Annotated in this window: 21 protein-coding genes; 9 read left to right on the top strand and 12 right to left on the bottom strand. The window is 41.2% G+C overall.

Going from position 1 to position 24,012, the window contains the following annotated elements; translation table 11 throughout:
• Positions 1 to 89 precede the first annotated feature (89 nt).
• Together ACZ48L_RS08630 and ACZ48L_RS08625 are read left to right on the top strand one after the other, a co-directional pair.
• Positions 90 to 788: a 5'-methylthioadenosine/adenosylhomocysteine nucleosidase gene (locus tag ACZ48L_RS08630; protein WP_025792092.1), complete on the top strand. Its 699-nt coding sequence runs from the start codon at positions 90 to 92 to the stop codon at positions 786 to 788.
• Positions 789 to 958: 170 nt separating this feature from the next.
• Positions 959 to 1,444 carry an S-ribosylhomocysteine lyase gene (locus tag ACZ48L_RS08625; RefSeq protein ID WP_008822123.1) on the top strand — a complete coding sequence of 162 codons (486 nt, stop codon included), beginning with the start codon at positions 959 to 961 and terminating at the stop codon, positions 1,442 to 1,444.
• A 173-nt stretch (positions 1,445 to 1,617) separates the two neighbouring features.
• Here ACZ48L_RS08625 and ACZ48L_RS08620 read toward each other — a convergent pair whose 3' ends face one another.
• Positions 1,618 to 2,301 (bottom strand): porin family protein, encoded by a 684-nt coding sequence (locus tag ACZ48L_RS08620; protein WP_025792090.1) that lies wholly within the window; start codon positions 2,299 to 2,301, stop codon positions 1,618 to 1,620.
• 784 nt (positions 2,302 to 3,085) lie between these two features.
• Here ACZ48L_RS08620 and ACZ48L_RS08615 point away from each other — a divergent pair.
• The 5 genes from ACZ48L_RS08615 to ACZ48L_RS08595 are packed head-to-tail and all read left to right on the top strand — an operon-like array spanning position 3,086 to position 8,041.
• Complete coding sequence (locus ACZ48L_RS08615) at positions 3,086 to 3,577, top strand: TlpA family protein disulfide reductase (RefSeq protein WP_025792089.1); 492 nt, start codon at positions 3,086 to 3,088, stop codon at positions 3,575 to 3,577.
• A 2-nt stretch (positions 3,578 to 3,579) separates the two neighbouring features.
• On the top strand, positions 3,580 to 5,208 hold the full coding sequence (locus tag ACZ48L_RS08610; protein ID WP_025792087.1) for a DUF6029 family protein: 1,629 nt from the start codon (positions 3,580 to 3,582) through the stop codon (positions 5,206 to 5,208).
• A 6-nt stretch (positions 5,209 to 5,214) separates the two neighbouring features.
• A complete protein-coding gene (locus tag ACZ48L_RS08605; RefSeq protein ID WP_025792085.1) occupies positions 5,215 to 6,003 on the top strand; it encodes an Omp28 family outer membrane lipoprotein in 789 nt (262 codons plus the stop codon).
• 26 nt (positions 6,004 to 6,029) lie between these two features.
• Positions 6,030 to 6,728: a T9SS type A sorting domain-containing protein gene (locus ACZ48L_RS08600; RefSeq protein WP_044113905.1), complete on the top strand. Its 699-nt coding sequence runs from the start codon at positions 6,030 to 6,032 to the stop codon at positions 6,726 to 6,728.
• A gap of 32 nt (positions 6,729 to 6,760) precedes the next feature.
• Positions 6,761 to 8,041: an Omp28-related outer membrane protein gene (locus tag ACZ48L_RS08595; protein WP_025792083.1), complete on the top strand. Its 1,281-nt coding sequence runs from the start codon at positions 6,761 to 6,763 to the stop codon at positions 8,039 to 8,041.
• Positions 8,042 to 8,453: 412 nt separating this feature from the next.
• Here ACZ48L_RS08595 and typA read toward each other — a convergent pair whose 3' ends face one another.
• Positions 8,454 to 10,256, bottom strand: coding sequence for a translational GTPase TypA (gene typA, locus ACZ48L_RS08590; RefSeq protein WP_025792082.1), 1,803 nt, complete (start codon positions 10,254 to 10,256; stop codon positions 8,454 to 8,456).
• A gap of 204 nt (positions 10,257 to 10,460) precedes the next feature.
• On the opposite strand from typA, the gene rpsO reads away from it, so the two are divergent.
• Entirely contained in the window at positions 10,461 to 10,736 is a 276-nt protein-coding gene (gene rpsO / locus ACZ48L_RS08585) for a 30S ribosomal protein S15 (RefSeq protein ID WP_008822115.1), read from the top strand.
• Between the two features lie 334 nt (positions 10,737 to 11,070).
• On the opposite strand, the gene folK is transcribed toward rpsO, so the two are convergent.
• From folK to ACZ48L_RS08555, 6 genes are all read right to left on the bottom strand, one after another.
• Entirely contained in the window at positions 11,071 to 11,478 is a 408-nt protein-coding gene (gene folK, locus ACZ48L_RS08580; protein WP_025792081.1) for a 2-amino-4-hydroxy-6-hydroxymethyldihydropteridine diphosphokinase, read from the bottom strand.
• 1 nt (position 11,479) lies between these two features.
• The gene (locus tag ACZ48L_RS08575) at positions 11,480 to 12,664 is read right to left on the bottom strand and encodes an S-adenosylmethionine:tRNA ribosyltransferase-isomerase (protein ID WP_008822113.1); all 1,185 of its coding nucleotides are present in this window, start codon (positions 12,662 to 12,664) and stop codon (positions 11,480 to 11,482) included.
• A 23-nt stretch (positions 12,665 to 12,687) separates the two neighbouring features.
• Positions 12,688 to 13,386 carry a tRNA pseudouridine(55) synthase TruB gene (gene truB, locus ACZ48L_RS08570; protein ID WP_025792080.1) on the bottom strand — a complete coding sequence of 233 codons (699 nt, stop codon included), beginning with the start codon at positions 13,384 to 13,386 and terminating at the stop codon, positions 12,688 to 12,690.
• 28 nt (positions 13,387 to 13,414) lie between these two features.
• Positions 13,415 to 14,275 (bottom strand): undecaprenyl-diphosphate phosphatase, encoded by an 861-nt coding sequence (locus ACZ48L_RS08565; RefSeq protein WP_008822111.1) that lies wholly within the window; start codon positions 14,273 to 14,275, stop codon positions 13,415 to 13,417.
• Positions 14,275 to 14,517: a DUF3098 domain-containing protein gene (locus ACZ48L_RS08560; protein ID WP_008822110.1), complete on the bottom strand. Its 243-nt coding sequence runs from the start codon at positions 14,515 to 14,517 to the stop codon at positions 14,275 to 14,277. Before ACZ48L_RS08560 ends, ACZ48L_RS08565 begins: the two co-directional genes overlap by 1 nt.
• Positions 14,518 to 14,645: 128 nt before the next feature.
• Positions 14,646 to 15,524: a cell division protein FtsX gene (locus ACZ48L_RS08555; RefSeq protein ID WP_025792077.1), complete on the bottom strand. Its 879-nt coding sequence runs from the start codon at positions 15,522 to 15,524 to the stop codon at positions 14,646 to 14,648.
• A 181-nt stretch (positions 15,525 to 15,705) separates the two neighbouring features.
• On the opposite strand from ACZ48L_RS08555, the gene ACZ48L_RS08550 reads away from it, so the two are divergent.
• Entirely contained in the window at positions 15,706 to 16,488 is a 783-nt protein-coding gene (locus ACZ48L_RS08550) for a radical SAM protein (protein WP_464721986.1), read from the top strand.
• Between the two features lie 423 nt (positions 16,489 to 16,911).
• On the opposite strand, the gene lpxA is transcribed toward ACZ48L_RS08550, so the two are convergent.
• From lpxA to ACZ48L_RS08530, 4 genes are all read right to left on the bottom strand, one after another.
• Positions 16,912 to 17,694 (bottom strand): acyl-ACP--UDP-N-acetylglucosamine O-acyltransferase, encoded by a 783-nt coding sequence (gene lpxA, locus ACZ48L_RS08545; RefSeq protein WP_025792075.1) that lies wholly within the window; start codon positions 17,692 to 17,694, stop codon positions 16,912 to 16,914.
• A 34-nt stretch (positions 17,695 to 17,728) separates the two neighbouring features.
• Positions 17,729 to 19,108, bottom strand: coding sequence for an efflux transporter outer membrane subunit (locus ACZ48L_RS08540; RefSeq protein ID WP_025792073.1), 1,380 nt, complete (start codon positions 19,106 to 19,108; stop codon positions 17,729 to 17,731).
• A gap of 21 nt (positions 19,109 to 19,129) precedes the next feature.
• Complete coding sequence (locus ACZ48L_RS08535) at positions 19,130 to 22,393, bottom strand: efflux RND transporter permease subunit (protein WP_464721985.1); 3,264 nt, start codon at positions 22,391 to 22,393, stop codon at positions 19,130 to 19,132.
• Positions 22,394 to 22,496: 103 nt separating this feature from the next.
• Positions 22,497 to 23,828 (bottom strand): efflux RND transporter periplasmic adaptor subunit, encoded by a 1,332-nt coding sequence (locus tag ACZ48L_RS08530; protein ID WP_025792071.1) that lies wholly within the window; start codon positions 23,826 to 23,828, stop codon positions 22,497 to 22,499.
• Positions 23,829 to 24,012 lie beyond the last annotated feature (184 nt).

Below are 24,012 nucleotides of genomic sequence, written 5' to 3'. Positions count from 1 at the left end.
TTCTCAAATGTATATAATTATGCGTGCAAAGTTACAAAAAACAAAGTACTTACAATATCCAACTTCTAACTTTTTCGTACCTTTGCCGTATGAAAATAGGAATCATCGTTGCTATGGACAAGGAGTTCAAGCAACTCAACACAATTCTTTCTGACACGCAGACGGAGCATATCAATCACAAAAACTTCGTCAGAGGAAACTTAGAAGATAAGGAAATCATCCTCCAACAGTGTGGTATTGGCAAAGTAAACTCAGCTATTGGTGCCGTAGAGATGATCAATCACTATCATCCTGACCTTATTATATCCAGCGGTTGCGCCGGTGGAGCAGACACATCACTGGAAGTTACTGACGTTGTTGTAGCTACAGAGTGCGCATACCATGATGCTTACTGTGGCGATGAGGTTGCTTTCGGACAGATAATCGGTATGCCTGCTCGCTTTAAAGCACCTTCAGAACTGATTGAGAAAGCCCTTTCATTAAACAATCTACCCGATTGTAAGGACCTACATATCAAAGCTGGACTCACTGTCAGCGGCGAATGGTTTGTCAATTCACAAGAAAAGATGCAACAGATCATAAATAACTTCCCCGATGCAACAGCCGTTGACATGGAGAGTTGTTCTATTGCACAGGTCTGCCACATCTATGGAATACCTTTCGTTTCCTTCCGTGTTATCAGCGATATCCCTCTCAAAGACAACAAAGCAAGCCAATATTTTGACTTCTGGGAACGCATTGCCAATGGCAGTTTTGAGGTAACGAAACATTTTATCAGTGCTATTTAATAGTTAGAGAAGTTAAGTTGTTAGTGACATTAAGCCAACACCAAGGTATCCCTGTGCTGCACTTAACAAGGCAGTATCTTGTTGTATCCCTTCTAAACAAACACATCAGGCTTGCCCCATCTAACTCTCTGACTTCTTAAACTCCCTATAAAAATAAACAAAAAGAGACAATGAATAAGATTCCATCATTCACTATTGACCACGAACGTTTGCTCCGTGGCATCTATGTAAGTCGTAAAGATAAAGTGGGAAACGAGACAGTTACCACATTCGATATCCGTATGAAGGAACCAAACCGTGAACCAGTGGTACACGTTGGGGCTATCCATACTATCGAACACTTAGCAGCAACTTATCTCCGCAATGACCCTGAATGGAAAGAACGAGTTATTTACTGGGGACCAATGGGCTGCTTAACTGGTAATTATCTTATCCTTCAAGGTGATTTAGAGTCGAAGGATATCGTAGAACTCATGCGCCGTACTTTCCAGTTTGTAGCTGATTATGAGGGTGAAATACCTGGCGCTGCGCCTCGTGACTGTGGAAACTATCTGCTTCACGACCTCCCTATGGCACGCTGGGAATCACGTAAATTCCTTACAGAAGTTCTGGATAAGATCACAGAGGATAATCTGAAATATCCTGAAAAGAAATAAGAAACTTCCCCACCCTTCCCCGAAAGGCAAGGGATACTTAATAAAAGAACATAGGGACAAATGCCTCCGTCTATCCGCCACAACATCCTGCGGCGAAAGAACGAGGACATTTGTCCCTATCTTTTATAACAGAATAATAATTAATTCAGAAAGTTTTAAAAAGCTACTAACTACTAAAGATTAAGCTTATAGCCTACTGACACTTCCAAGATGTTACTTCTTGAGGAAAGTCCTTGATTAGAAATATTCAATACACCCACATTGTAACGAGCATCTAACACAACATTTTCATATTCATAACTGATACCAATAGGTATAGAAAGACTAAACTTACGCAATCCATCTTTCACATCCATATCAATCTCATCTTCCCTTATGTTAGTTTTATGACCATCTGCATCATGGTCATAACTCTGAAGTCCAGCGTGATATTTGCCACGAACCCGGAATGAAGGTGACAGTCCTGCATTAATAGAAAAGCCTTGTGCAACATAAGAATGTATCAGGATTGGTACTACAACATAGTCCGCCCTCAGATAATGGTCATGCCAAACATTTTCATTAATATCAATATCTTTATAGTTACATCCACCTTGAATATATGCAAGACCTGCAGAGATTCCTACCCTATCCGTTGCTTGATACATCACATCAGCACCTCCCGTGAAACCAAGACGAGCATGTGGTTTCAATTCAAGTCTCTCATTATCGGCTATTGCAATATTCATTCCTGCACCCGTAAGTGTTGCCACTGACACCCCAATATGTGGAATCACAGACCACGTTTTCTTCTGTTGTTGTGCCCATGTCGTCAGCGTTGCTGCAACGAATAATACTAAAAAAGCTATGCGTCTCATTTGGTTTTATAGTTATTTAATTAAAGATTGCATAGTCATAACGGGGATATGGCTTAGCTTATTGTGGATATCAAGACAAAAATATCCACGATTCCTCAGACTGTCTCAGCACTAAGGCTAACAGTTCTGAGCACTATCTGATAGCAGAGATTCAATATATAATGTCAGATAAATTCACATCTGCTTTCTAATAGATGCTCTTTTGGGTTCTAAAAGGGCACCTTTTGCAATGTAAAAGATGCCCTTTTGCAGTGTAAAAGACGCCCTTTTACGATGCAAAAGGGCGTCTTTTATTTCTGTTTTTATAACCATTTGATATTCTATAAGTTACAAAACCGAAATCAATACATATTTAGGTAGTATGGAATTATTGTGCTTTCCTTTTTTGTAAAATCATTTCTCTACTTCCATTCGAGCAATTGTTTTAGGGCATTCAGCTCTGTTCTCTGTTCTGGCCCATCTATATTAATCAACTCAATATTAACCTTTTATTTACAGAAAGACATTGAAAAACCTATACATCACAGACGCTTTAACAAAGAATTATTTTAAGATTGATTATATAAAAGAAACGAAATATAATACATAAAACATGCAGTCTGTATCCACTCTTTATATATAAGGTAGAGATATGCCCTAAGTTACTGTTAAATAACTATTTAACCTTTTGCTTCTTTAACCTTTTATCTTTCTTCTTTTACTACTTTTTAACCCCTGCACATCCAATCATTATGCAACGAAACTCTAACTTTGCGCTCAAGAAACTAATAATCAAATAACTAAGATGAAAAGAATAACTCTACTGATTACATCAATCCTCATTGGCATGGCGGTTCATGCACAAACAGGATTACCAAAACTAATCCTAAAAAACATTGAGGGTAAAAGTGTGCAAATAGACACACTATCCAACAATGGGAAACCAATGATTATCTCTTTCTTCGCCACTTGGTGCAAACCATGCAACCGAGAGCTGAAAGCTATCAATGAGGTTTATGCTGATTGGCAGGAAGAAACAGGAGTAAAACTCATTGCTATTTCCATTGACCAGGCACAGAACATGAATAAGGTTAAGCCGTTAGTAGATGAAAACGGTTGGCCCTATGAGGTCTTATTGGACCCTAACAGTGATCTCAGACGTGCCCTCGGAATACAGCTAATACCATATGTTCTGGTAATCGATGGCAAGGGAAACATTGTCTATAAGCACAATGGTTACACTGATGGGGCTGAAACTGAACTTTATGAGAAAGTAAAGGAAGCATGCGGTAAGTAACTATGAAGACTTATATCTTAGCGGGATTGCTGCTCTGTGTTCCCCATACGATGTTATGGGCACAGGAAAACAACGATAAGATAAGGCTTTCAGGTAGCGTACAAAGTGATGTTCTCATTCCACAGAATGATGAAAAGACCGGTGCATCCAAAGCTTCTGGTAGTTTCCTCACCAACACTTATGTGGATGTTAACGCTACAAGCAACTATGTAGATGCAGGACTTCGCCTGGAATATCTCAAACATCCACTCCCTGGATATGAGAATGATTTTAAAGGATGGGGTATTCCTAACTTCTATCTGAAGGGTCGTTACAAGAATGCTGAGCTGACATTGGGTACTTACTATGAGCAATTCGGGTCTGGATTTATCCTCCGTACTTACGAAGAACGTAGCTTAGGAATAGACAATTCACTGCTCGGAGCTCGTCTGTTGTACAAGCCTTTCAATGGTGTCAGTCTCAAATTACTCTCTGGAAAGCAACGTAGATACTGGAAACATAACAAAGCTTTAGTTTCAGGAGCTGATGTTGAGCTCAATCTTGATGAGTGGTTTAAAGCCTTAAAGGATAAGACCTACATCACACTGGGTGCTTCATTCATCAATAAACATGAAGGTGACGAGGACATAATGGTTGATGCCACACACCGACTGAACCTCCCTCGCAATGTGAATGCCTTTGATGTGCGTGCTCGTTTACAACATGGAGCCTTCAGTATTCTGGCAGAATATGCAGCAAAAGGGCAAGACCCATCGTTTGATAATGGTTATATCTACCGTAATGGATACGTAGCCATGCTCTCTGGGTCATACTCTAAACGAGGTGCAAGCATACTTCTGCAAGCTAAACGCAGCGTAAACATGTCTTTCCGTAGTGCTCGTAGCATGTCTGGGACATCCTCCTTCATCAATCATCTGCCACCATTCACAATGGATCATAGCTATGCTTTGGCAGCTCTCTATCCTTACGCAACACAGCCGGGAGGTGAATGGGCTTATCAGGCAGCCTTCGGATACAACTTCCCAAAGCACACTTTCTTTGGTGGAAAGTATGGAACGAATCTGAAATTAAACGTGTCACACGTGCATGGCATACGTAAAAATGAGAACGGAGGTAAGGGAACAGATGGTTATGGGTCACCTTTCTGGGCATGGGGACCGTCAACTTATTACCAGGACATCAATGTTCAGATGGAGAAACGTCTGTCAAAAGGTATCAAACTGAACCTCATGTACATGAATCAGCTATACAACAAAACAGTTGTTGAGGGTGAAGGAGGTGTCATTCACTCTGATATCTTCATCGCTGATGCAAAGTTTAAGTTAGCACCGAAGGCCACTCTACGTACCGAGATGCAGTATCTTGCCACAAAAGATGACGACGGAGACTGGCTCTTTGGTCTTGCCGAACTATCTATAGCACCATCATGGATGTTCACTGTATCTGACATGTACAACAGCGGTAGCACCCATATCCACTACTATCAAGGGCTCGTCACCTTCCTAAAAGGTGCCCACCGCCTGCAAGTAGGTTATGGAAGAACCCGTAGCGGGTACAACTGTTCGGGAGGAGTATGCCGCTTCATACCTGCAAGTAAAGGTTTCACACTCTCATATAACTACAACTTCTAACACAAGATGAACAAACTACTTTCTTTCATAGCATGTGTTCTCATCATGCTATCTTCGTGCAGTAATATAGATGAAAACGACCGTTTTATCTATGTTCCACCTGTAGCTGTAGGACGATGCGTACTCATTGAGGACTTCACTGGGCAGACATGCCTCAATTGTCCACGTGCTGCTGAGACCATTGAGAAGCTTCAAGAGCAGTATGGAGCCGACACTGTGATAGCTGTTGCTATCCATTCGGGACCTCTTGCACTAAAGCCTACGGCATCAGTCATCGGACTTCGAACAGACTTAGGCGACCTGTATTACGGTTATTGGAAGGTTGAAAGCCAGCCTTCAGGTCTTGTTAACCGTAAAGGTGGACTTACCAATGACTCTCAATGGGCATCAGTCGTCTACAATGAGATACAACAGAAAGCTACCGTTGACATCAAACTTGCTATCAATAATGATACGATTACCCATCAATCGCACGTGAAAGCAACCATCAACAACTTAGGAGAATCTTTCAGTGGGAAGCTACAACTTTGGCTTGTAGAGGATGATATCAAGGCTTTACAACGTATGCCTGACGGGAAATTCAATAAAGAATACATACACAATCACGTCCTTCGGAAAGCCATCAATGGTGACTGGGGAGAAGAGATTGCCCTTGGCAAGGATGCTACAGCTGATAAAGAAGCTGATTTTCAGCTTGAAAACGGTTGGAAAGTAAAGAACATGAGCATCGTAGCTTTCGTCTATAATGACAACGGTGTACTGCAAGTCACACGCAAAAAGCTCGTTAACCCTTAATTATTCACAATTATAAAACAACAAGTATGAAGAGATTGTTTACATTTATTCTCGCCACAGTGCTGGGTACAACAGCATTAATGGCGCAAAACAAACAAACGTTTGAGTTTGTTGATGCTAAAGGGAAAGTCATCCCGAATGGCTCTACTGTCACCTTCAACAAGGTGGAAGAATTCGTTCCAGGAGTACCAGAAGCTGGTCTAATCATGCCTGCAGACATCTCTGTCCGCAATATATCAGGCAATGCTCAGAAAGTAATCCTCGTAGGAACGGTTAAAAATATGAAAGAAGGAGTACTGCAAGTATGCTTCCCAGCAGGATGCAAACGATGGAAAAAGGTTGGTTCTTATACTTCTGAAGCAGGTGATCTTTCAGCAAAAAAGACTGACTTGACTTCACTTGAGATGGAGTTCAGCCTTGCAGAACAAGCTACCAACCAGGCTAACTGTACCGTTCAAGTACAACTGTATACTGCAAAGAAGGCTGGTAATGACTGGGTAACAGATAAGCCAGGTCCAAAGATTACTATTGTTTTCGACAAGACTGCCACAGGCATTAACACTGTCAGCACAGAAGGACCAGTTACTTATACCGTCTACACGCTGCAGGGTAAGCTCGTTGGTAAGGGTATTTCATCATTACAAGGACTTGCCAAAGGTACTTACATCATCCAGAAAAAAGACAACAAGGGTGTCGTAAGTGCAGAGAAACACATCATTCAGTAAACCTAAACAATAAACCTTTAAAAATAAAAATCATGCAGAAAAAAATAACACTGAGGCTTTTCTTAGCCCTATCACTGGCATTAATGCAAACTAATGCATTCGCACAAGTTCCTTCACAAGAAGCTTATGTTAATCTAAATTCAACAGGAGTCAACGTTCCTGTGCCTCTTACCAACATCACAAATGGGGCAAAGAGTATTGAATACACACTCACACGCAATGGTGAAGTAATCGAAACGAAAACCATTGCACTTAACGGAGCAGGCAGAACACGCAGCAATCAGACACTCAATGTGGTAGTTCCTCCTTCTACTGATCCTACCGTTGACGAGCTTGCGCTTAATATCACAAAGGTTAATGGTCAACCAACAAACACTACAGAGCCTTACACTACTATTACCCGAACAACACTTACACAGACTCCTAAGCGCAAAGTCGTAGTAGAAGACTTCACTGGTATGTGGTGTCCATGGTGCCCAAGAGGTATGGCTGTATTATCTTACCTAACTCGTACCCATCCAAATGACTTCATCGGTATCGCCGTTCACAATTCTGATGCATTGGAATGTGATGATTACTCTGGCATACGTGTCTCTGGATATCCTACTGTTAGATTTGACAGAAGAACTGATACCAATGACTACACAGGTGAGTCAACGTTCCGTTCAGAACAGAACAGAGGAGCAGAAATGGATGTTAAGGTCTTTGCTGCATGGGATGAATGGAAGCGCAATATCTCAATCACAACGAGAACAACTTTCCGTGTTAGCAAGTACAACTCACACTATGCACTCGCTTATGTACTGTTGGCAGACGGTCTGCAGAGCCGTTCATACTACCAGAAGAACGGTTTCGCTGGAGGCTACCAATACAGAGGTTACTCACAAGACCTTGACTTCTTTGTGAATTCTTCAAACCCAGTTTACAACTTAAAGTTTGACCATACAGCTATTGCAGCTTTAGGTGTAACCAGAGGTCTACAAGGAAGTATCAGCACTCCTATCGTAGCTGACAAAGTACAAGTACACCAAACAGCTTTCAAGAATATATCACAGTATTCTCTTATCCAGGACAAATCAAAACTCTCAGTTTGTGTATTGGTAATCAACACTCAGACAGGTGAGATTGTAAACGCTGATAAATGTGAGATTTCTGACCACACATCAACTGGTATTGAGAATGCACCAACAACTGGAGAAGTAGTAGAAGTTGCTCGTTACAACGCAGCTGGATGCCGTATCTCACAACCTACACGTGGTTTGAACATTGTGAAATACAGTGATGGTCGTACAGTAAAAGAGATCGTGAAATAACGAGAAACGAGAATTATAATAGGAACTCCTAATAGAGTTCATAATGACCGATTAAGAATTAGATTCCCATTGATTGTAAGATTAATTCAAACATAGAAACTAATTGACGGTCTTTTACATTCTAAAAGGGCATCTTTTGCAAGTCAAAAGATGCCCTTTTGCCATGTAAAAGGTGCCCTTTTGAACTGCAAAAGGGCACCTTTTAAAACGCTCAAGATAACCTGCTGATTATCTGTAGTTTACAAAAGCGGAAAAGAAGCCAATCCTTTCAAATCAGATTTAAATGGAGAAAATAATTGTAAAGGTATTTCTATAACCCTTATGAATCATAAGAACGACATCTACTCACATACGGAAAGAGGCGGCTGCCCTATATGGACAGTCGCCTCCCGACTTATGATTGAAATAAGATTTAATCCTTATTCTGGCGTTTACGCCCTAAATGATCAAGTGTAATCTTACGCATACGAATATTCTTAGGGGTCACTTCAACATATTCATCACCCTTAATATACTCCAAACATTCCTCAAGACTCATCTCAGTCTTAGGGATAACACGAGCCTTCTCATCAGAACCTGATGCACGGACGTTCGTCAACTGTTTAGCTTTAGTAACATTGATAACAAGGTCATTATCATGAACATGCTCACCAACAACCTGACCACCATACACCTCTTCACCAGCATCAATGAAGAACTTACCGCGATCCTGTAACTTATCAATAGCATAAGCATAAGCAGTACCAGCCTCCAGAGCTATCATTGAGCCATTAGTACGACGGATAATCTCACCCTTAAACGGTTGATAATCCTTGAAACGGTGTGCCATAATAGCCTCACCCTGACTTGCCGTCAGTACGTTGGTACGCAAACCAATGATACCACGTGAAGGAATTTCAAAGGTAATATTGACACGATCACCCTCAGCATCCATACCAAGAAGGTCACCTTTACGACGGGTTACCATATCAATCATCTTACTGGAGAAATCAGTTGGGACATTGATTGTCAACTCTTCAATAGGCTCACACTTCTGACCGTCAATCTCTTTATAGATAACTTGTGGCTGACCAACCTGTAACTCATAGCCCTCACGGCGCATAGTCTCAACGAGGACAGAGAGGTGGAGCACACCACGACCACTAACAATCCACTTGTCCATAGAGCCTTCCATCGGGCGAACACGCAAAGCAAGGTTCTTCTCAAGCTCTTTGCTCAAACGGTCACTGATGTGACGTGAAGTACAGAACTTACCCTCTTTACCAAAGAAAGGAGAATCATTGATGGTGAAGAGCATACTCATTGTTGGCTCATCAACAGCAATTGGTGGCAGAGGTTCTGGATTATCAAAGTCTGCAATAGTATCACCAATCTCAAACTTCTCCAAACCTATTACCGCACAGATATCACCTGAATCAACATGGTCAGTCTTTTTGTGCCCCATACCCTCAAAGGTGTGAAGCTCTTTGATCTTTGTTCGCTCCTGAGTACCATCACGATGACAGATAGTTACATTCTGTCCATCTTTCAAAGTACCACGGTGTACACGACCAACGGCAATACGTCCTGTATAACTTGAGTAGTCCAAAGAAGTAATCAGCATCTGTGGAGTACCTTCAAGCTGCTTAGGAGCAGGTATTTCCTTAAGGATAAGGTCGAGCAAGTACTCTATATTATCTGTTGGTTTCTTCCAATCGGCACCCATCCAACCATTTTTAGCAGAACCATATACCACAGGGAAGTTTAATTGTTCTTCTGTTGCATTAAGATCGCACATAAGATCAAAGACCATTTCATATACTTCCTCAGGGCGACAGTTCGGTTTATCCACCTTATTAATAACCACAACAGGTTTCAAACCAAGCTGTAAAGCCTTCTGCAACACAAAGCGTGTTTGTGGCATAGGGCCTTCGAACGCATCAACAAGTAACAGACAGCCGTCTGCCATGTTCAAGACACGCTCTACTTCACCACCAAAGTCAGAGTGACCCGGTGTATCAAGAATATTGATTTTTACTCCTTTCCAATTAATACTTACATTCTTACTCAGAATTGTTATCCCACGTTCACGCTCCAAATCGTTAGAATCGAGAACTTCTCCACTGTTGTCTTGTCCGTCACGGAACAGTTTACCAGCGAGCATCATCTTATCAACCAAGGTCGTTTTACCGTGGTCAACGTGCGCAATAACTGCGATGTTACGAATATCTTGCATTTATTTACCTTAAAAGCTTATGCTAAATTATGGTGCAAAATTACGAATAAAAAATGGAAAAGTATTGTCGTTCCAATAAAAAGTTGTAACTTTGCACCGCAAATTCGGAGACTCCGATGCATTTGAAGTCGTACTCTTGTTGTGATTAAGGCAAGTTAACGACTGAAAGATGTAATAGCAAAACTTATTAATCAAACAAAAATTATGTATTTAGACAAGGCAAAGAAAGAAGAGATCTTCGCACAGTATGGTAAAGAGCAGAAGACAACTGACACTGGTTCAGCAGAGAGTCAGATTGCACTTTTCACTTATCGTATCAAGCACTTAACCGAGCATGTAAAGCAGAACCGCAAGGACTATGTTACAACTCGTTCTTTGACACAACTCGTAGGTAAGCGTCGTGCATTGCTCGATTACCTCTATGACCGTGACATTGAGCGCTATCGTGCTATCGTTAAGGCTTTAGGTTTGCGTAAGTAATCATCTAAAGAATAAGAAAATCCCCGCTACCTCATTGGTAACGGGGATTTTTATTTTCAATATCTGCTCTACCCAAGCCGTAAACAGGCAACTAATAATTACCATGTAAACCCCTTCTAAAAGACAGTTTCCAATAAGACATGTTCTTACTGTCTCTGTTTTGCTGTCATTACTGTCACAATTTTTATCTCATAATGACTTTATTCACAAGTACTTATCTAAAATGTTAAATGTGACAGCAAAACGATTTCAAACTTAATCTGGTGTTTTGAGAAGAGTAATTTCACTACAAATTCATTAGATCAGATACTGGTAAACCACTCTATCTAACTTGTTATTCTTTAATTTCCAGCAAAGGCTTCATAACGAACTCGCGTTCTTCCATCAGAGGATGAGGAATGACAAGATCAGGTTCGTTGATATGGAGATCATCATACAGCAAGATATCAATATCTATAATACGATCTACGTATTGTAAACCAACCGTCTTCTCAATCCTTCCCATATCACGTTCTATAGCTTGAGTCACCTCTAGGAGCTGACGAGGAGCAAGCTTAGTAGACACGCATATACATGCATTCAAGAAAAGATTGGGACTCTCAAAGCCCCAGGGCTCTGTCTCATAAAAAGAAGATTGGCGCATAACTGTGCCAACCTTCTTTCCTATATTATCTATAGCCTCGCGCATAATAGCCTTCCTGTTACCAAGGTTTGTGCCGAGAGCTAAGTACACTGTATGCATATTAATCATTGAGGATCAATAACGAATCACCAAAACATCCAAACATATAACCATTCTTTACTGCCTTATCATATGCCTCCATAACAAGATCATAACCACCAAAAGCAGCAGTCTCCATTAACAATGTAGAATAAGGATGATAGAAGTTGACCAACATAGAGTCAGCAAACCCAAACTTATAAGGAGGAAATATGAATTCATTGGTCCAACCATCATACTCTTTCAGCATACCATCTGTACCTACAGCTGTCTCAGTTGCCTTTACAACACTTGCCCCAACAGCACACAAGCGATGTCCACTTTGCTTTGCTTCATTGGCAATTCTACAAGCCTCAGCATTGATATGCATCTCTTCAGAGTCCATCTTATGCTTTGTGAGGTCTTCCACTTCAATATCATGGAAGTTACCTAATCCACAATGTAAGGTAATAAATGACTTGTGAATACCACGTATATCCATCATCTTCATCATATGTTCAGAGAAATGAATATTCGTACCTGGTGCAGAAACAGCACCCTCATTACTTGCAAAAACAGACTGGAAGTTCTCCATATCCTCAGCAGTAGCATGAGCAAACTCCTCACCTTCTTCTTTCGGACGATTATCTATAATGTAACGTGGAAGTGGTGCTTCACCCAACGCAAATAGTTCACGTTTAAACTCTTCATGAGGACAATCATAGAGGAAACGAAGGGTACGTCCACGTGATGTGGTATTGTCAATAACCTCAGCCACCATTGTTCCAGACTCATCAAAGAAAAGTTTATTACCTATACGTATCTTACGTGCAGGCTCTACTAATACATCCCACAGACGCATTTCCTGATTCAACTCACGCAAAAGGAACACTTCTATCTTGGCATCAGTCTTTTCCTTCGTACCATAAAGGCGTGCTGGGAAGACTTTTGTATCATTGAAGATAAAAGCATCACCCTCATCAAAGTAGTCGAAAACATCCTTAAATCGTATGTAATCCTCTTCCTTCGGTTCGCCTTTAACCTCATTTTTAAACATATCAATGGTCCCTGACTTGCGATGAAGAACCATTAGTCTGCCCTCATCACGACGAGTAACCGTGAAAGTCTGCGTACTACCATCTGTACGTGTTAACACACGCTTAGATGAATGAGGATATAAAGCGACCTGATCTTTAGGTAAATTGAATTTAAACTGTGAAAGCTTCATATTTATATATTGGGGAGTTTTTGTTATTTTTCTATTGTTTGCTGCTGAAGCCATGTGTCAAACTGGTCATAATCAACACAGTTCTCAACCTTAACATCACCAACACGCGTCCGTCGCAAGGCCGTTAAGTAAGCCCCACTGTTTATTGCACGCCCGAAATCACGTGCCAATGCACGTATATATGTTCCTTTGCCACATACTACTCGAATAGATAATTGCATTTTATCTATATCAAAGTCTAGCACTTCTATCTCATCAATACGAATATTCTTTGGCTTTAACGTAACATCTTTTCCACTACGCCGATAGTCGAAAGCACGTTTTCCATCTACCTTTACAGCGCTATAAGTTGGTGGAATCTGCTCGATGTCTCCAACAAATTGTGGCAGTGTAGCATCTATCAGTGCTCTTGTTATATGTCCCGTAGGGAAAGTTTCGTTCACCTCATGTTCCATATCATAGCTTGGTGTTGTTGCCCCAAGCTGTAAAGTTGCAACATATTCCTTTGTATGCGCCTGTAGAGTCTCTATCTGTTTCGTCATCTTTCCAGTGGCTAGGATAAGTACTCCTGTGGCTAAAGGATCTAATGTTCCTGCATGACCTATCTTCACTTTCCCGTCATTAGCCTGTGTACAAAGGTAACGTACATGTGCCAATGCCTTGAAACTGGTAATGCCATAAGGTTTATCTATCGGAATAATTACTCCTTCTTTGAAGTTCATTCGAATTATGATACTAAGAGATTAAAGATTAGTCTACCATATTCAATGACATACCAGAGAGCAACATCACAAGAATAATGGCGCCAACAATGATACGATACCATCCGAAAGCTTTAAAACCATACTTGGTTAAGAAGCTTACAAACCACTTCATTGCAAACAAAGCAACGACAAATGATACGACACAGCCAATGAGAAGCATTGTCAGATTATGAGCTGTTGCCCATGAACTATCTGCCTCTAACAAATCATGTAGGTCCAACAATGTAGCTCCTGCCATTGTTGGTACAGCTAAAAAGAAGGAGAATTCAGCAGCACGCTTACGTGTCAAACCATTCGCCATACCACCAACTATAGTTGCCATAGAACGACTTGTACCAGGGATTACTGACAGGCATTGGAATAAACCAATATTGAATGCACGCTTCTCATTCACCAAGTTCTCTTCAATACCTTTATTAAAGATCTTATCACAGAACAACATGAACACACCACCTACGACAAGCATGATCGCAACAACCCATACAGAATCAAGCAACCAGTCCAGCAATCCACTCTTCTTTGCTGCCATTCCAACAACAACAGCTGGCAGTACACCAACAAAGAGCAGCCAATAGAACCTGATGGGATGAATCATTCTGAGGAAAGAAGATTTACAATCAGCAGGTACAGGAGAACGGTCTATATGAAAGAAACGCTTCCAATACAAGCATACTACAGACAAAATTGCACCAAACTGGATAATGAATGTGAACGCATGCACGAACTCATCACCCTGCGGAACACCCAGAAGGTTCTGCGTGATAATCATGTGTCCTGTAGACGAAACAGGGAGGAACTCCGTAAGTCCCTCCACAATTGAGATAATGATAGTTTGTAAAAGTGTCATTATTCCTCCGTGTCTTTTGCTTCTTTTGGTCTATAAATAATAGCACCAATGATTGAGATAAACCCGATGAAGGTCACAACAGGAGCCACCTTTATACGGCGTGCGCTGAAGATACCTGGGTCAAACATCGTCTCAGTAGAACCACTTCCACTCATCAAGATAAACCCAATAACAACAATGGCAATACCTACTGCCAACATAATAAAGTTGGTTTTCCCAAAAGCTAAGTTTCTTTTGTCCATATTTTTTGAGGAGTTATAAGGAGTGAAAGGGCCTAAACAGAAGTGATAGGGAGTAAAGACAAAAGCGTCTTTCCTTATGATATCAACTTACTTCTTTCCCTTTTACTCTTTTACCTTTTTACTTTTCGCTATATCTTATACAAGTCACCAGCCTTCATTCGTAGGAACTTATTGACTGACAACCATGAGCAGAACGTTGCTATCAGTACACCAAAAGCAAGCATAACGCCAGCGGTTATGACTAACACGTCCCACGAAAGAACCTTTGTTATATCTGGTTCGTAGTCATAAAGGAGGCATAAACCAACCCCTAAGGCTGCAATTGCAAGTAATGCTGAGACCAATCCCTCCATAACAGCACGCCGAAGGAATGGTGCACGAATAAATCCCCACGATGCGCCAACAAGCTTCATAGTGTGAATAGAGAACCGGCGAGCATAGATACTCAACCTAATCGTATTGTTCATCAGCGAGAATGAGACGATAGTCAGCAATATTGCAATTACCAACAACACGAGACTTATCTTGCCCAATGTGTGGTTTACACTCTCAACAAGGTTCTGAGGATAAGTGATATCGCTCACTCCACGATAAGTTCTAAGCTCACGTTCAATGTTTTTAATAGAATCATTGTTGGCATAATTGGCCTTTAGCTGTAGCTCTATCTCACCAGTAAAAGGGTTTTGTCCAGCAAACTCTGCTGGATTAGCACCAAGTTCACGCGTTCCTTCCTTCAAAGCTTGTTCCTTACTAATGAAATTCAGACTGCTGATATAATGTAAAGAACGAATGCGTTGACAAAGAGCTGCACTCTCTTCTGTGCTCATATCTGGTTGAAGAATCATTGTTACAGTAAGATTCTCCTTCACATAAGAGCTTAAATTACGACTTGTAAAAACAGTCAGCACAACCATGCCTATCAATATCAGTACCATAGCTGTACTGATGCATAGTGTTACAACCTGCAAGCTATGATGACTGCGAGCTTTGTTTCTTCTTTTTGCCATTTCCGAAAAGGATATAATACACCGAAATTGATGCAAAGATACTGCAAAATAAAAGAATGACAAAGGAATTTATACATTATTTAGACTTACAAAGACATTTCCTTATTGTGCATGAAACGTTGTAGTTTATTTGTTTTATCTTTGCACAATACCCCTCTATATACACGAAAAAAGATATCAAATGAGTACAATTATCTATCCGTCACCTATCTTTGGACCTGTCCATAGCCGCCGATTAGGCATTTCACTCGGCATCAACCTCATGCCTGCAGATGGGAAGATTTGCACGTTCGACTGCATATATTGCGAATGTGGATTTAACAAAGACCATCGGACAAAGACACCCCCCCCTACTCGCGAACACGTGGCAAAGGCGTTAGAAGCAAAGCTAAAGGAACTGAAGACACAGGATATTCATCCGGACGTATTGACATTTGCCGGTAACGGAGAGCCTACATCGCACCCTGACTTTGCGGGAGTTATAGATGATACCATCAGACTTCGCAATGAATATTGCCCACAAGCAAAGATTTCTGTACTCAGTAACTCTACATTCATCCATCGTCCAAAGATTCACGAAGCACTGTCAAAGGTAGACAACAACATTCTGAAACTTGACACTATCAATGCTGATTATATAAATAAGGTAGACCGTCCTACACAACCTTCGTATGATGTTAACAGAATAATTGCAGACATAAAGTCATTTAACGGACAAGCAATTATCCAGACTATGTTTATGAAAGGGGAAACAGAAGACGGCACGAATATCGACAATACGGGGGAAGAGTTTGTAAAACCATGGCTTGATGCTGTCAAAGAGATAGCACCGAGAGAGGTTATGATTTATACAATTGACAGAGATACACCTGACCATAGTCTTCAGAAAGCCACACATGAGGAGCTTGATGCGATCCGTGATCGAGTCATTGCACTAGGGATTCCTTGTACGGCATCATACTAAAACAGCATAATAGACAGATAAAACGCACTTAAGAAGTATCTTTACAAATAAACAACTATAAGGAGCTGAGTCCCTGTACATAACCCCATTTTATCCCATCTGTAACTAACGAATTACTAAGCAGTTACAAATAGTATTCTAAAAGGTGCTCTTTTACCTCTTAAAAGGGCACCTTTTACATGTCAAAAGACGCCCTTTTACAATGCAAAAGATGCCCTTTTGAAACACAAAAGAGCAACTATTAAAATCCAGAAGTAATATTATAAGACATTCTTAGTTTTGCAAGACGAACAGAAACGTATGCATTACGTTCACAAAACAACTTCTCCCTTACCCCAAAAACATAAAAGAAGGCATTATAAAAAAGAGGGCTAACCTCGCGGTTAACCCTCTTAATCATCATGAAATGTATAGGTATGAAATTTACAACTTACTGATGATTCCTGCTTCTGTACCACGTACGAAGTTTACAATATTACGTATTTCTGTAGAATCAGGTACCTGCTGATCAATCTGAATACATGCATCAAAGACTGAGGTCTGCCCATGGAAAAGCAAACGATAAGCATTTGCAATATGCTTCAGGACCTTTTCATCAAAGCCCTTAGCACGACATACAGATGTATTCACGCCATGATATTCAACAGGAGCACCACCTGCGATAATATAAGGTGGGACATCCTTAGAGAATGTAGTACCTGCCTGTACCACAGCATACTCACCAACACGTGTATTAGCCTTCTCTACTACGTTTGAAGAGAGGATTGCACCACTTCCTATCACACAATCTCCAGCTATCTTAGCACCATAACCGAAGACGCAACCATCCCCTACGACGGTGTCATGACTAATGTGTGCACCTTCCATAAAGAAGTTATTAGAACCTATAACAGTCTTACAACCGCGATGTGTAGCACGATTTACTACTACATTCTCACGAATAATGTTGTTATCACCAATGATAAGTTCGCTTTTTTCTCCAACGAAATTGAAGTCCTGTGGCAGTGCTGCCAGCACTGAACCTTGATGAACCTTATTACCATTGCCCATCCGAGTACCCTTCAAGATGCTCACGAAAGGGAAGATAATACAATTATCTCCAATGACAACATCGTCTTCTATATATACAAACGGAAATATCTTGCATCCATCTCCAATCTTTGCTTTTGGAGAAACTTCCGCTTTTGGGCTGATTTCACTACTCATAATCTTGAATATTGATTATTAATACTTGTGTTTTTTACTTAGAACCTCCACCAAGAGCATTGTACAAATTCACAATAGCTTGTAGCTTTGTAAACTGTTCTTGCACCTGTGAGATCTCGGCATTAAGCAAACTTTGCTGTGCAGTAATAACCTCTAAGTAAGAACTTGAGCTCTGTGCATAAAGCATCTGAGTATGGTCTACATTTTGCTTCAGCACATCTATCTGCTGTTGCTGTAGCTTATTCTTCTCATCAGCCGAGTTATATGCAACCAAAGCATTGCTCACTTCAGCACCAGCCTTTAGGATACTATTCTGCCATGTGTTATAAGCCTGCTTATACCTATCCTCTGCTACACGCAGACCAGCTTTCAATTGACCACGCATAAAGATGGGTTGTGTGAGGCTTCCCACCACTGAAAGCAACAATTTTCCTGGATTAACCAGTCCGTTGCTATTGGTCCATGCACCTGTCGGAGAGATGTTTAATGCTGGATAAAAACGACTTCGAGCTTCCTGAATATTATAGAAACATTGTGCTAAAGCCATCTCATTGGCATGAACATCTGCACGATTGCTTAATAATTGAACACCAATTCCACCAGAGAAGTTCGCCGGGAGACTCTGGTTTTCAAGTGAACCACGTGCAATAGACTGTGCTGGCTCACCAAGAAGTAAGCTAAGTGTGTTTTCAGTCTCACGAATTTGGCGTTTAATATCCGCCCCCTGAGTCTGTACACTATAATAAGCAGCCTCAGCACTCTGTACACTTGTTGAACGAGCACGTCCGAATTCCATCTGCAGCTTCATCATATCCCAAGTGTTTTTGGTCAATCCAGACATGTCATCCACTATTTGTTTTTGACGATCAAGCATCAAGAGCGTATAGTAAAGATTGGCTACATTACATATAAGATTAGTCTGTACAGCCACCTTATAGTCGCGTGACTGAATCAAAGCCATCTGTGCTGCCTTCTTTTGTGAGCGCAGTTTACCAAACAAATCAACATCCCAGCTTGCAGTAATAGGTAGAGTGTAAGCCTGAGTTGAGGAGGTATGCGTACCAAAATGAGATATACTGCCATTCGGAGCAAACACTACAGACGGCAGGAAAGCCAGCTTTGACGCACGTAATTGCTGTTCGGCAATATCAATATTCAATGCAGCATTAAGCAAATCGGGGTTATTTTCCAGTGCCTTTTCTATAAGAGTTTGTAACTGAGGATCAGTGAACACACTACGCCAAGGCAGATTTCCAAAATCACTGGAGCCTGCTAATGCAGCCTTATCATCAACTGGATCACGAACAATTCCAGAAGTTTTAATGTCTGGACGCTCGTAATTACCATACAGACTCTTACAGCCTGTCAGTGACAAGGCTGCAAAAGCTATAATGATTATATTCGTTTTCTTCATTGTTCTTCTTTCTTTTATATCCTACTCTTCTATGATGTAATCAGTAGCTGAACCTTTCGCAAATTGTGCAAGTTCCTTAGAAACTTCCTTGTTCTCCTCATCTTCAAATACAAGAGGCTTGATACGCTCCTGTAAATACTCAAAGCCTGCAAACAGAGCTGGGACAACAAAGACCTGACAGAGTGTACCGATTAACATACCACCTACGGCCGCTGCACCCAGTGTTTGGTTACCATTACGACCAACACCACTTGCAAACATCAGTGGCAACAGTCCGACAATCATAGCCAAAGAGGTCATCAAGATAGGACGGAGACGAGCTCCAGCACCTAAGATGGCAGCATACTTGATAGCCATACCCGTACGCCGGCGTTCAAGAGCGAACTCTACAATAAGAATAGCGTTCTTTGCTAACAGACCAATCAACATGATTAAAGAGATCTGCATATAGATGTCATTATTGTGACCGAATATCATTGTAAAGATAAACGCACCAGCCAAACCAAACGGAATGGAAAGAATTACAGCCAAAGGAAGGAGGTAACTCTCATACTGAGCACTCAGAATCAAGTACACAAACACGATACAAAGGACGAAGATCATCGCTGTTGAGTTAGAAGACTCTTGCTCTGAACGTGTCAAGCCAGAGAACTCATAGCCATATCCCTGTGGTAACACTTGTTTTGCCACTTCCTCTGCTGCCTTAATAGCCTCTCCAGAAGAGACCCCATTTGCTGGTGTCGCATTAACAGCAATAGAGGTAAAGAGGTTGAAACGAGTGATATTTGACGGTCCATAAACACGCTTCAACGTACAGAACTCACTTACTGGAGCCATACCTGCTGCTGTTCGAACATAGATGTTATTCATGCTCGACTCGTCCATGCGGCTCTCTGCTGTTCCTTGTATCATCACACGGAAGAGCTTACCGTATGCATTGAAGTTGGAAGCATACATACCACCATAGTATCCCTGCAATACAGAAAGAATAGCTGCCGGTGATGTTCCTGCCTGCTTTGCCTTAGCAACATCCACATCAACCATGTACTGTGGATAGTTAGGATTATACGTTGTAAGTGCTCGACTGAACTCTGGACGCTTGTTCAATGCTGCTAAATAATCCTGAGCAACCTTGAAGAACTTATTCAAATCACCACCAGTCTTATCCTGTAAAGAGAATGAAAGACCGTTTGACATACCATAACCAGGAATCATTGGTGGTGCAAAGGCAAGTATCTGTGCGCCCTTAATACTAGCTGTTTGCTTATAAATCATACCCAAAATCATGTTAGAAGAGGTTGGGTCAATGAACAATCCAGCAATACCAGCACCCGTGAATACCGACTTAATACGATCAAACATACCATATTCACGCTCAGCAAAAGGCTTCAACTTAACAATAAAGGTTGACTGGTTAGAACCCTGTCCAGCCAAGAAGTTGTAACCAACTATCTGCTCACGACGTTCAATGTAAGGATTACTTGCCAACATCTTATCCACCTGATCGGTCACTTTCTGAGTCTCTTCTTGTGATGTCCCTGGAGGCATACTGACCATAGCGAACAATGTTCCTGTATCCTCATCAGGTACAAGCCCTGTATTGGTAAAGCTCATTGTCAAAACAAGAGCAACTATACCAACAACAACAGAAAGACCAGCTATCAATCGATGGCCAATAACCTTCTCTACAACTTTCTGATATTTATTATTAATCTTGTCGTACTGGGTATTGAATGCCATATGGAAACGATCAATAGGCGAGAGTTTCTTATGTTCTTCATCCTTACTGTGCGGTTTCAGGAAGATAGCACATAAGGCTGGGGACAGAGTCAAGGCATTCAAAGCCGAGATAACAATGGATACTGCCATCGTTACACCAAACTCTCTATAGAACGTTCCAGAGGTTCCTCCGATAAAAGATACAGGAACGAACACTGCTGACATCACCAAAGTAATAGAGATGATAGCTCCTGAAATCTCATTCATTGCATCAATGGCTGCAGTCATCGCGCTCTTATAACCTAAGTCGAGCTTTGCATGGACAGCCTCAACCACCACAATGGCATCATCGACCACAATGGCAATCGCTAATAACAATGCTGACAAGGTCAAAAGGTTGATGGAGAATCCAAACACCCATAGGAAGAAGAATGTACCAATCAATGCCACTGGCACAGCAATCATAGGAATTACTGTCGAACGGAAGTCTTGCAAGAAGACATACACAACGAAGAATACCAACACAAGTGTGATAACCAGTGTACGAATAACTTCCTCTATAGATGCAAAAAGGAACTCTGTTACATCCTGTTCTATCGTCACTTTCATCCCTGGAGGCATCTGTTTCTGTGCATCAGCCAAGGCTGCTTTTACATCATCGGCAATCTGTGTAGCATTTGAACCTGCCACCTGGTTAACCATACCTAATACAGCTGGTTGACCATTGCTACGCATAGCAACAGAATATAGCAAACCGCCCAATTCCACCTTTGCAACATCACGTAAATGTAATGTCTGCCCATTTGTATTGCTTGAGATAATGATATTTCCATATTCTTCTGGCGTCTTCAAACGTCCCTTATAGCGCATAGTGTACTCAAACTTGAGCTTACTTTGCTCACCAAAGGAACCTGGTGCTGCCTCAATATTCTGTTCTGCAAGAGCACCAGAGATATCAGAAGGAACAAGACCATACTGCTTCATCTTATCTGGCTGGAGCCAAATACGCATTGAGTAAGTCTTCATACCAGGTATATGGACGTCACCTACACCATTAATACGCTTCAACATTGGAACGATATTGATGTTGTTATAGTTCGTCAAGAACTCATCATCATATCGTCCATCATCTGTTGTCAAGGAGTACATGACCACAGTCGAATTCTGACGTTTCGATACAGTCACACCCACACGGGTAACTTCAGCAGGTAACAAAGCCTGTGCTTGTGACACGCGGTTCTGCACATTGACTGCCGCCATGTTTGGGTCAGTACCTTGCTTAAAGTAGACTGTGAGCATCGCCATACCAGCGTTAGTTGCAGTCGACTCAATATAAGTCATATTCTCTACACCATTGATACTCTCTTCCAATGGTGTAATAACTGAATTCAATACGGTCTGCGCATCAGCTCCTTGATAGGAGGTTTGAATGGAGATCGTAGGTGGTGCAATGTCCGGATACTGTTCAATAGGCAGTGATATCAATCCTATTATACCCAAAAGGACAAAGAAGATTGATATAACCGTTGACAATACCGGTCGTTTAATGAAATTTGTAAATGTCATAACGTCTACTGTTTGGATTCTTAGAACTCATCTTGACAACTGCGACCTCATTTATATACAAATGTCATCAACAATCTTAAGCATTAAGTTCCAAGCTCATAATTTACTTACTGTCACCTTTCATTGTCTTCAAGAAGCCTGAGGCTGAACTCTGATTTTCACCGAGTTTCTCAGCTTTCTTTATTGCTTCTTCGTACTCTGCAGGTGTAAGTGCTTTAATTTTTGCTCCATCCTCAAGACTAGATACTCCCTTACTAACAATGCGTTCACCCATCTTAAGACCGCTTGTCACGATGTAATTGATACCATCATTCTGAGGATCGACTGTGATTTCACTATAATGAACCTTATCTTTTGCATCAACTTTATAGACGAACATTTTGTTCTGAACCTGTGTTACAGCCTCTTGTGGAATCAGAAGTGCACGGTTATTATTCTTAGCAATTACAATCTTACCACTACCGCCACTCTTCAACAGATGTTCAGGGTTAGGGAATCGGGCAATAACATTTATCGTTCCAGTTGTCGCATCAATCATGCCACTGGTCTTAACAATTGCACCTTCGTGATTATAGGTAGAACCATCAGCCAACAACAAGCTAACTGCAGGGAACTTCTTAATGGCATTACTGAGTCCATCATCCGTACGGCTAAGCTTCAAAACATCAGCTTCTGTCATAGAAAAATACACTTCTATAGTAGAAGTATTACTGATTGTTGTAACAGGCTGGGCTGATGAAGCACTCACAAGGGCACCTTCCTTAAAAGGAAGGCTTCCTACATAACCTGAAGCTGGACTCTTTACATAACAGAAACCAAGGTTGTCCTTAGCCGTAGAAAGCATCGCTTGTGCTTGTCGAACACCTGCTTCAGCTTGTTTTACAGCAGCCTGAGCGGAAGCAATACCGCTCTGTGCCTGACGAACAGATGCCTGTGCAGTCTCATAAGTATTCTTTGCACTCTGCAATTCATAGTCACCTATCACCTTATTATTATATAGGTTCTGACTATTATTATAAGTAAGACGAGAGGTAGCAGCCTGCGCATTGGCTGAATTCAAGCTTGCATTAGCTTGTACAACATTAGCCTTTGCTTGAGCCACAGCGCTCTGAGCTGAGTTCACCTGTGCCTGTGCCTGACGTACTGCAGCCTGATAAGTAGAGTTATCTATCACGAACAGAACCTGCCCTGCATGAACATATTCTCCTTCATGTATATTCAATTTAGTAATAAAACCACTTACCTTTGGACGTACCTCAACGTCCTGTACACCTTTTATCGTGGCAGGATAAGTTGTTTTCAACTGTGCATTTGATGCCCCAATCGTAATGACTGGATACTCATCACTCGTTGGGAGTCCCTTCTGACCACCCCCACAACTGGTAAGTACTGCCACAAGTGCAGTGACAAACAGTAAGATCTTAGCTTTCTTCATATATATAATAATTATATAATTTCGTTCTGTGATTATCTTTAATATATAAGGTCTCTGCCCTATTCTTCCTCCTTTTTCTTCTTCCATGGATAAGAGATTGTAAAAAACTACATTGTGTACTTGTAGTTTTCTACGTGCAAAATTACATATTAATATTTAAACTACACCACTTATAGAACGCTTT

It is taken from the genome of Prevotella histicola (genome assembly GCF_055385135.1).
Note: the sequence above shows the minus strand (reverse complement) of the source record. Positions and strands in the feature narration are given on the sequence as shown.

What these genes read in the sequence shown, in the direction of transcription:
- rpsO (WP_008822115.1), top strand. Translation starts at nt 10,461, where the DNA reads ATGTATTTAGACAAGGCAAAGAAAGAAGAGATCTTCGCACAGTATGGT.
- ACZ48L_RS08630 (WP_025792092.1), top strand. Translation starts at nt 90, where the DNA reads ATGAAAATAGGAATCATCGTTGCTATGGACAAGGAGTTCAAGCAACTC.
- ACZ48L_RS08575 (WP_008822113.1), bottom strand. Translation starts at nt 12,664, where the DNA reads ATGAAGCTTTCACAGTTTAAATTCAATTTACCTAAAGATCAGGTCGCT.
- ACZ48L_RS08600 (WP_044113905.1), top strand. Translation starts at nt 6,030, where the DNA reads ATGAAGAGATTGTTTACATTTATTCTCGCCACAGTGCTGGGTACAACA.
- ACZ48L_RS08560 (WP_008822110.1), bottom strand. Translation starts at nt 14,517, where the DNA reads ATGGACAAAAGAAACTTAGCTTTTGGGAAAACCAACTTTATTATGTTG.
- ACZ48L_RS08550 (WP_464721986.1), top strand. Translation starts at nt 15,706, where the DNA reads ATGAGTACAATTATCTATCCGTCACCTATCTTTGGACCTGTCCATAGC.
- ACZ48L_RS08535 (WP_464721985.1), bottom strand. Translation starts at nt 22,393, where the DNA reads ATGACATTTACAAATTTCATTAAACGACCGGTATTGTCAACGGTTATA.
- ACZ48L_RS08555 (WP_025792077.1), bottom strand. Translation starts at nt 15,524, where the DNA reads ATGGCAAAAAGAAGAAACAAAGCTCGCAGTCATCATAGCTTGCAGGTT.
- ACZ48L_RS08595 (WP_025792083.1), top strand. Translation starts at nt 6,761, where the DNA reads ATGCAGAAAAAAATAACACTGAGGCTTTTCTTAGCCCTATCACTGGCA.
- ACZ48L_RS08615 (WP_025792089.1), top strand. Translation starts at nt 3,086, where the DNA reads ATGAAAAGAATAACTCTACTGATTACATCAATCCTCATTGGCATGGCG.
- ACZ48L_RS08610 (WP_025792087.1), top strand. Translation starts at nt 3,580, where the DNA reads ATGAAGACTTATATCTTAGCGGGATTGCTGCTCTGTGTTCCCCATACG.
- ACZ48L_RS08605 (WP_025792085.1), top strand. Translation starts at nt 5,215, where the DNA reads ATGAACAAACTACTTTCTTTCATAGCATGTGTTCTCATCATGCTATCT.
- ACZ48L_RS08625 (WP_008822123.1), top strand. Translation starts at nt 959, where the DNA reads ATGAATAAGATTCCATCATTCACTATTGACCACGAACGTTTGCTCCGT.
- ACZ48L_RS08540 (WP_025792073.1), bottom strand. Translation starts at nt 19,108, where the DNA reads ATGAAGAAAACGAATATAATCATTATAGCTTTTGCAGCCTTGTCACTG.
- ACZ48L_RS08620 (WP_025792090.1), bottom strand. Translation starts at nt 2,301, where the DNA reads ATGAGACGCATAGCTTTTTTAGTATTATTCGTTGCAGCAACGCTGACG.
- truB (WP_025792080.1), bottom strand. Translation starts at nt 13,386, where the DNA reads ATGAACTTCAAAGAAGGAGTAATTATTCCGATAGATAAACCTTATGGC.
- typA (WP_025792082.1), bottom strand. Translation starts at nt 10,256, where the DNA reads ATGCAAGATATTCGTAACATCGCAGTTATTGCGCACGTTGACCACGGT.
- lpxA (WP_025792075.1), bottom strand. Translation starts at nt 17,694, where the DNA reads ATGAGTAGTGAAATCAGCCCAAAAGCGGAAGTTTCTCCAAAAGCAAAG.
- folK (WP_025792081.1), bottom strand. Translation starts at nt 11,478, where the DNA reads ATGCATACAGTGTACTTAGCTCTCGGCACAAACCTTGGTAACAGGAAG.
- ACZ48L_RS08565 (WP_008822111.1), bottom strand. Translation starts at nt 14,275, where the DNA reads ATGACACTTTTACAAACTATCATTATCTCAATTGTGGAGGGACTTACG.
- ACZ48L_RS08530 (WP_025792071.1), bottom strand. Translation starts at nt 23,828, where the DNA reads ATGAAGAAAGCTAAGATCTTACTGTTTGTCACTGCACTTGTGGCAGTA.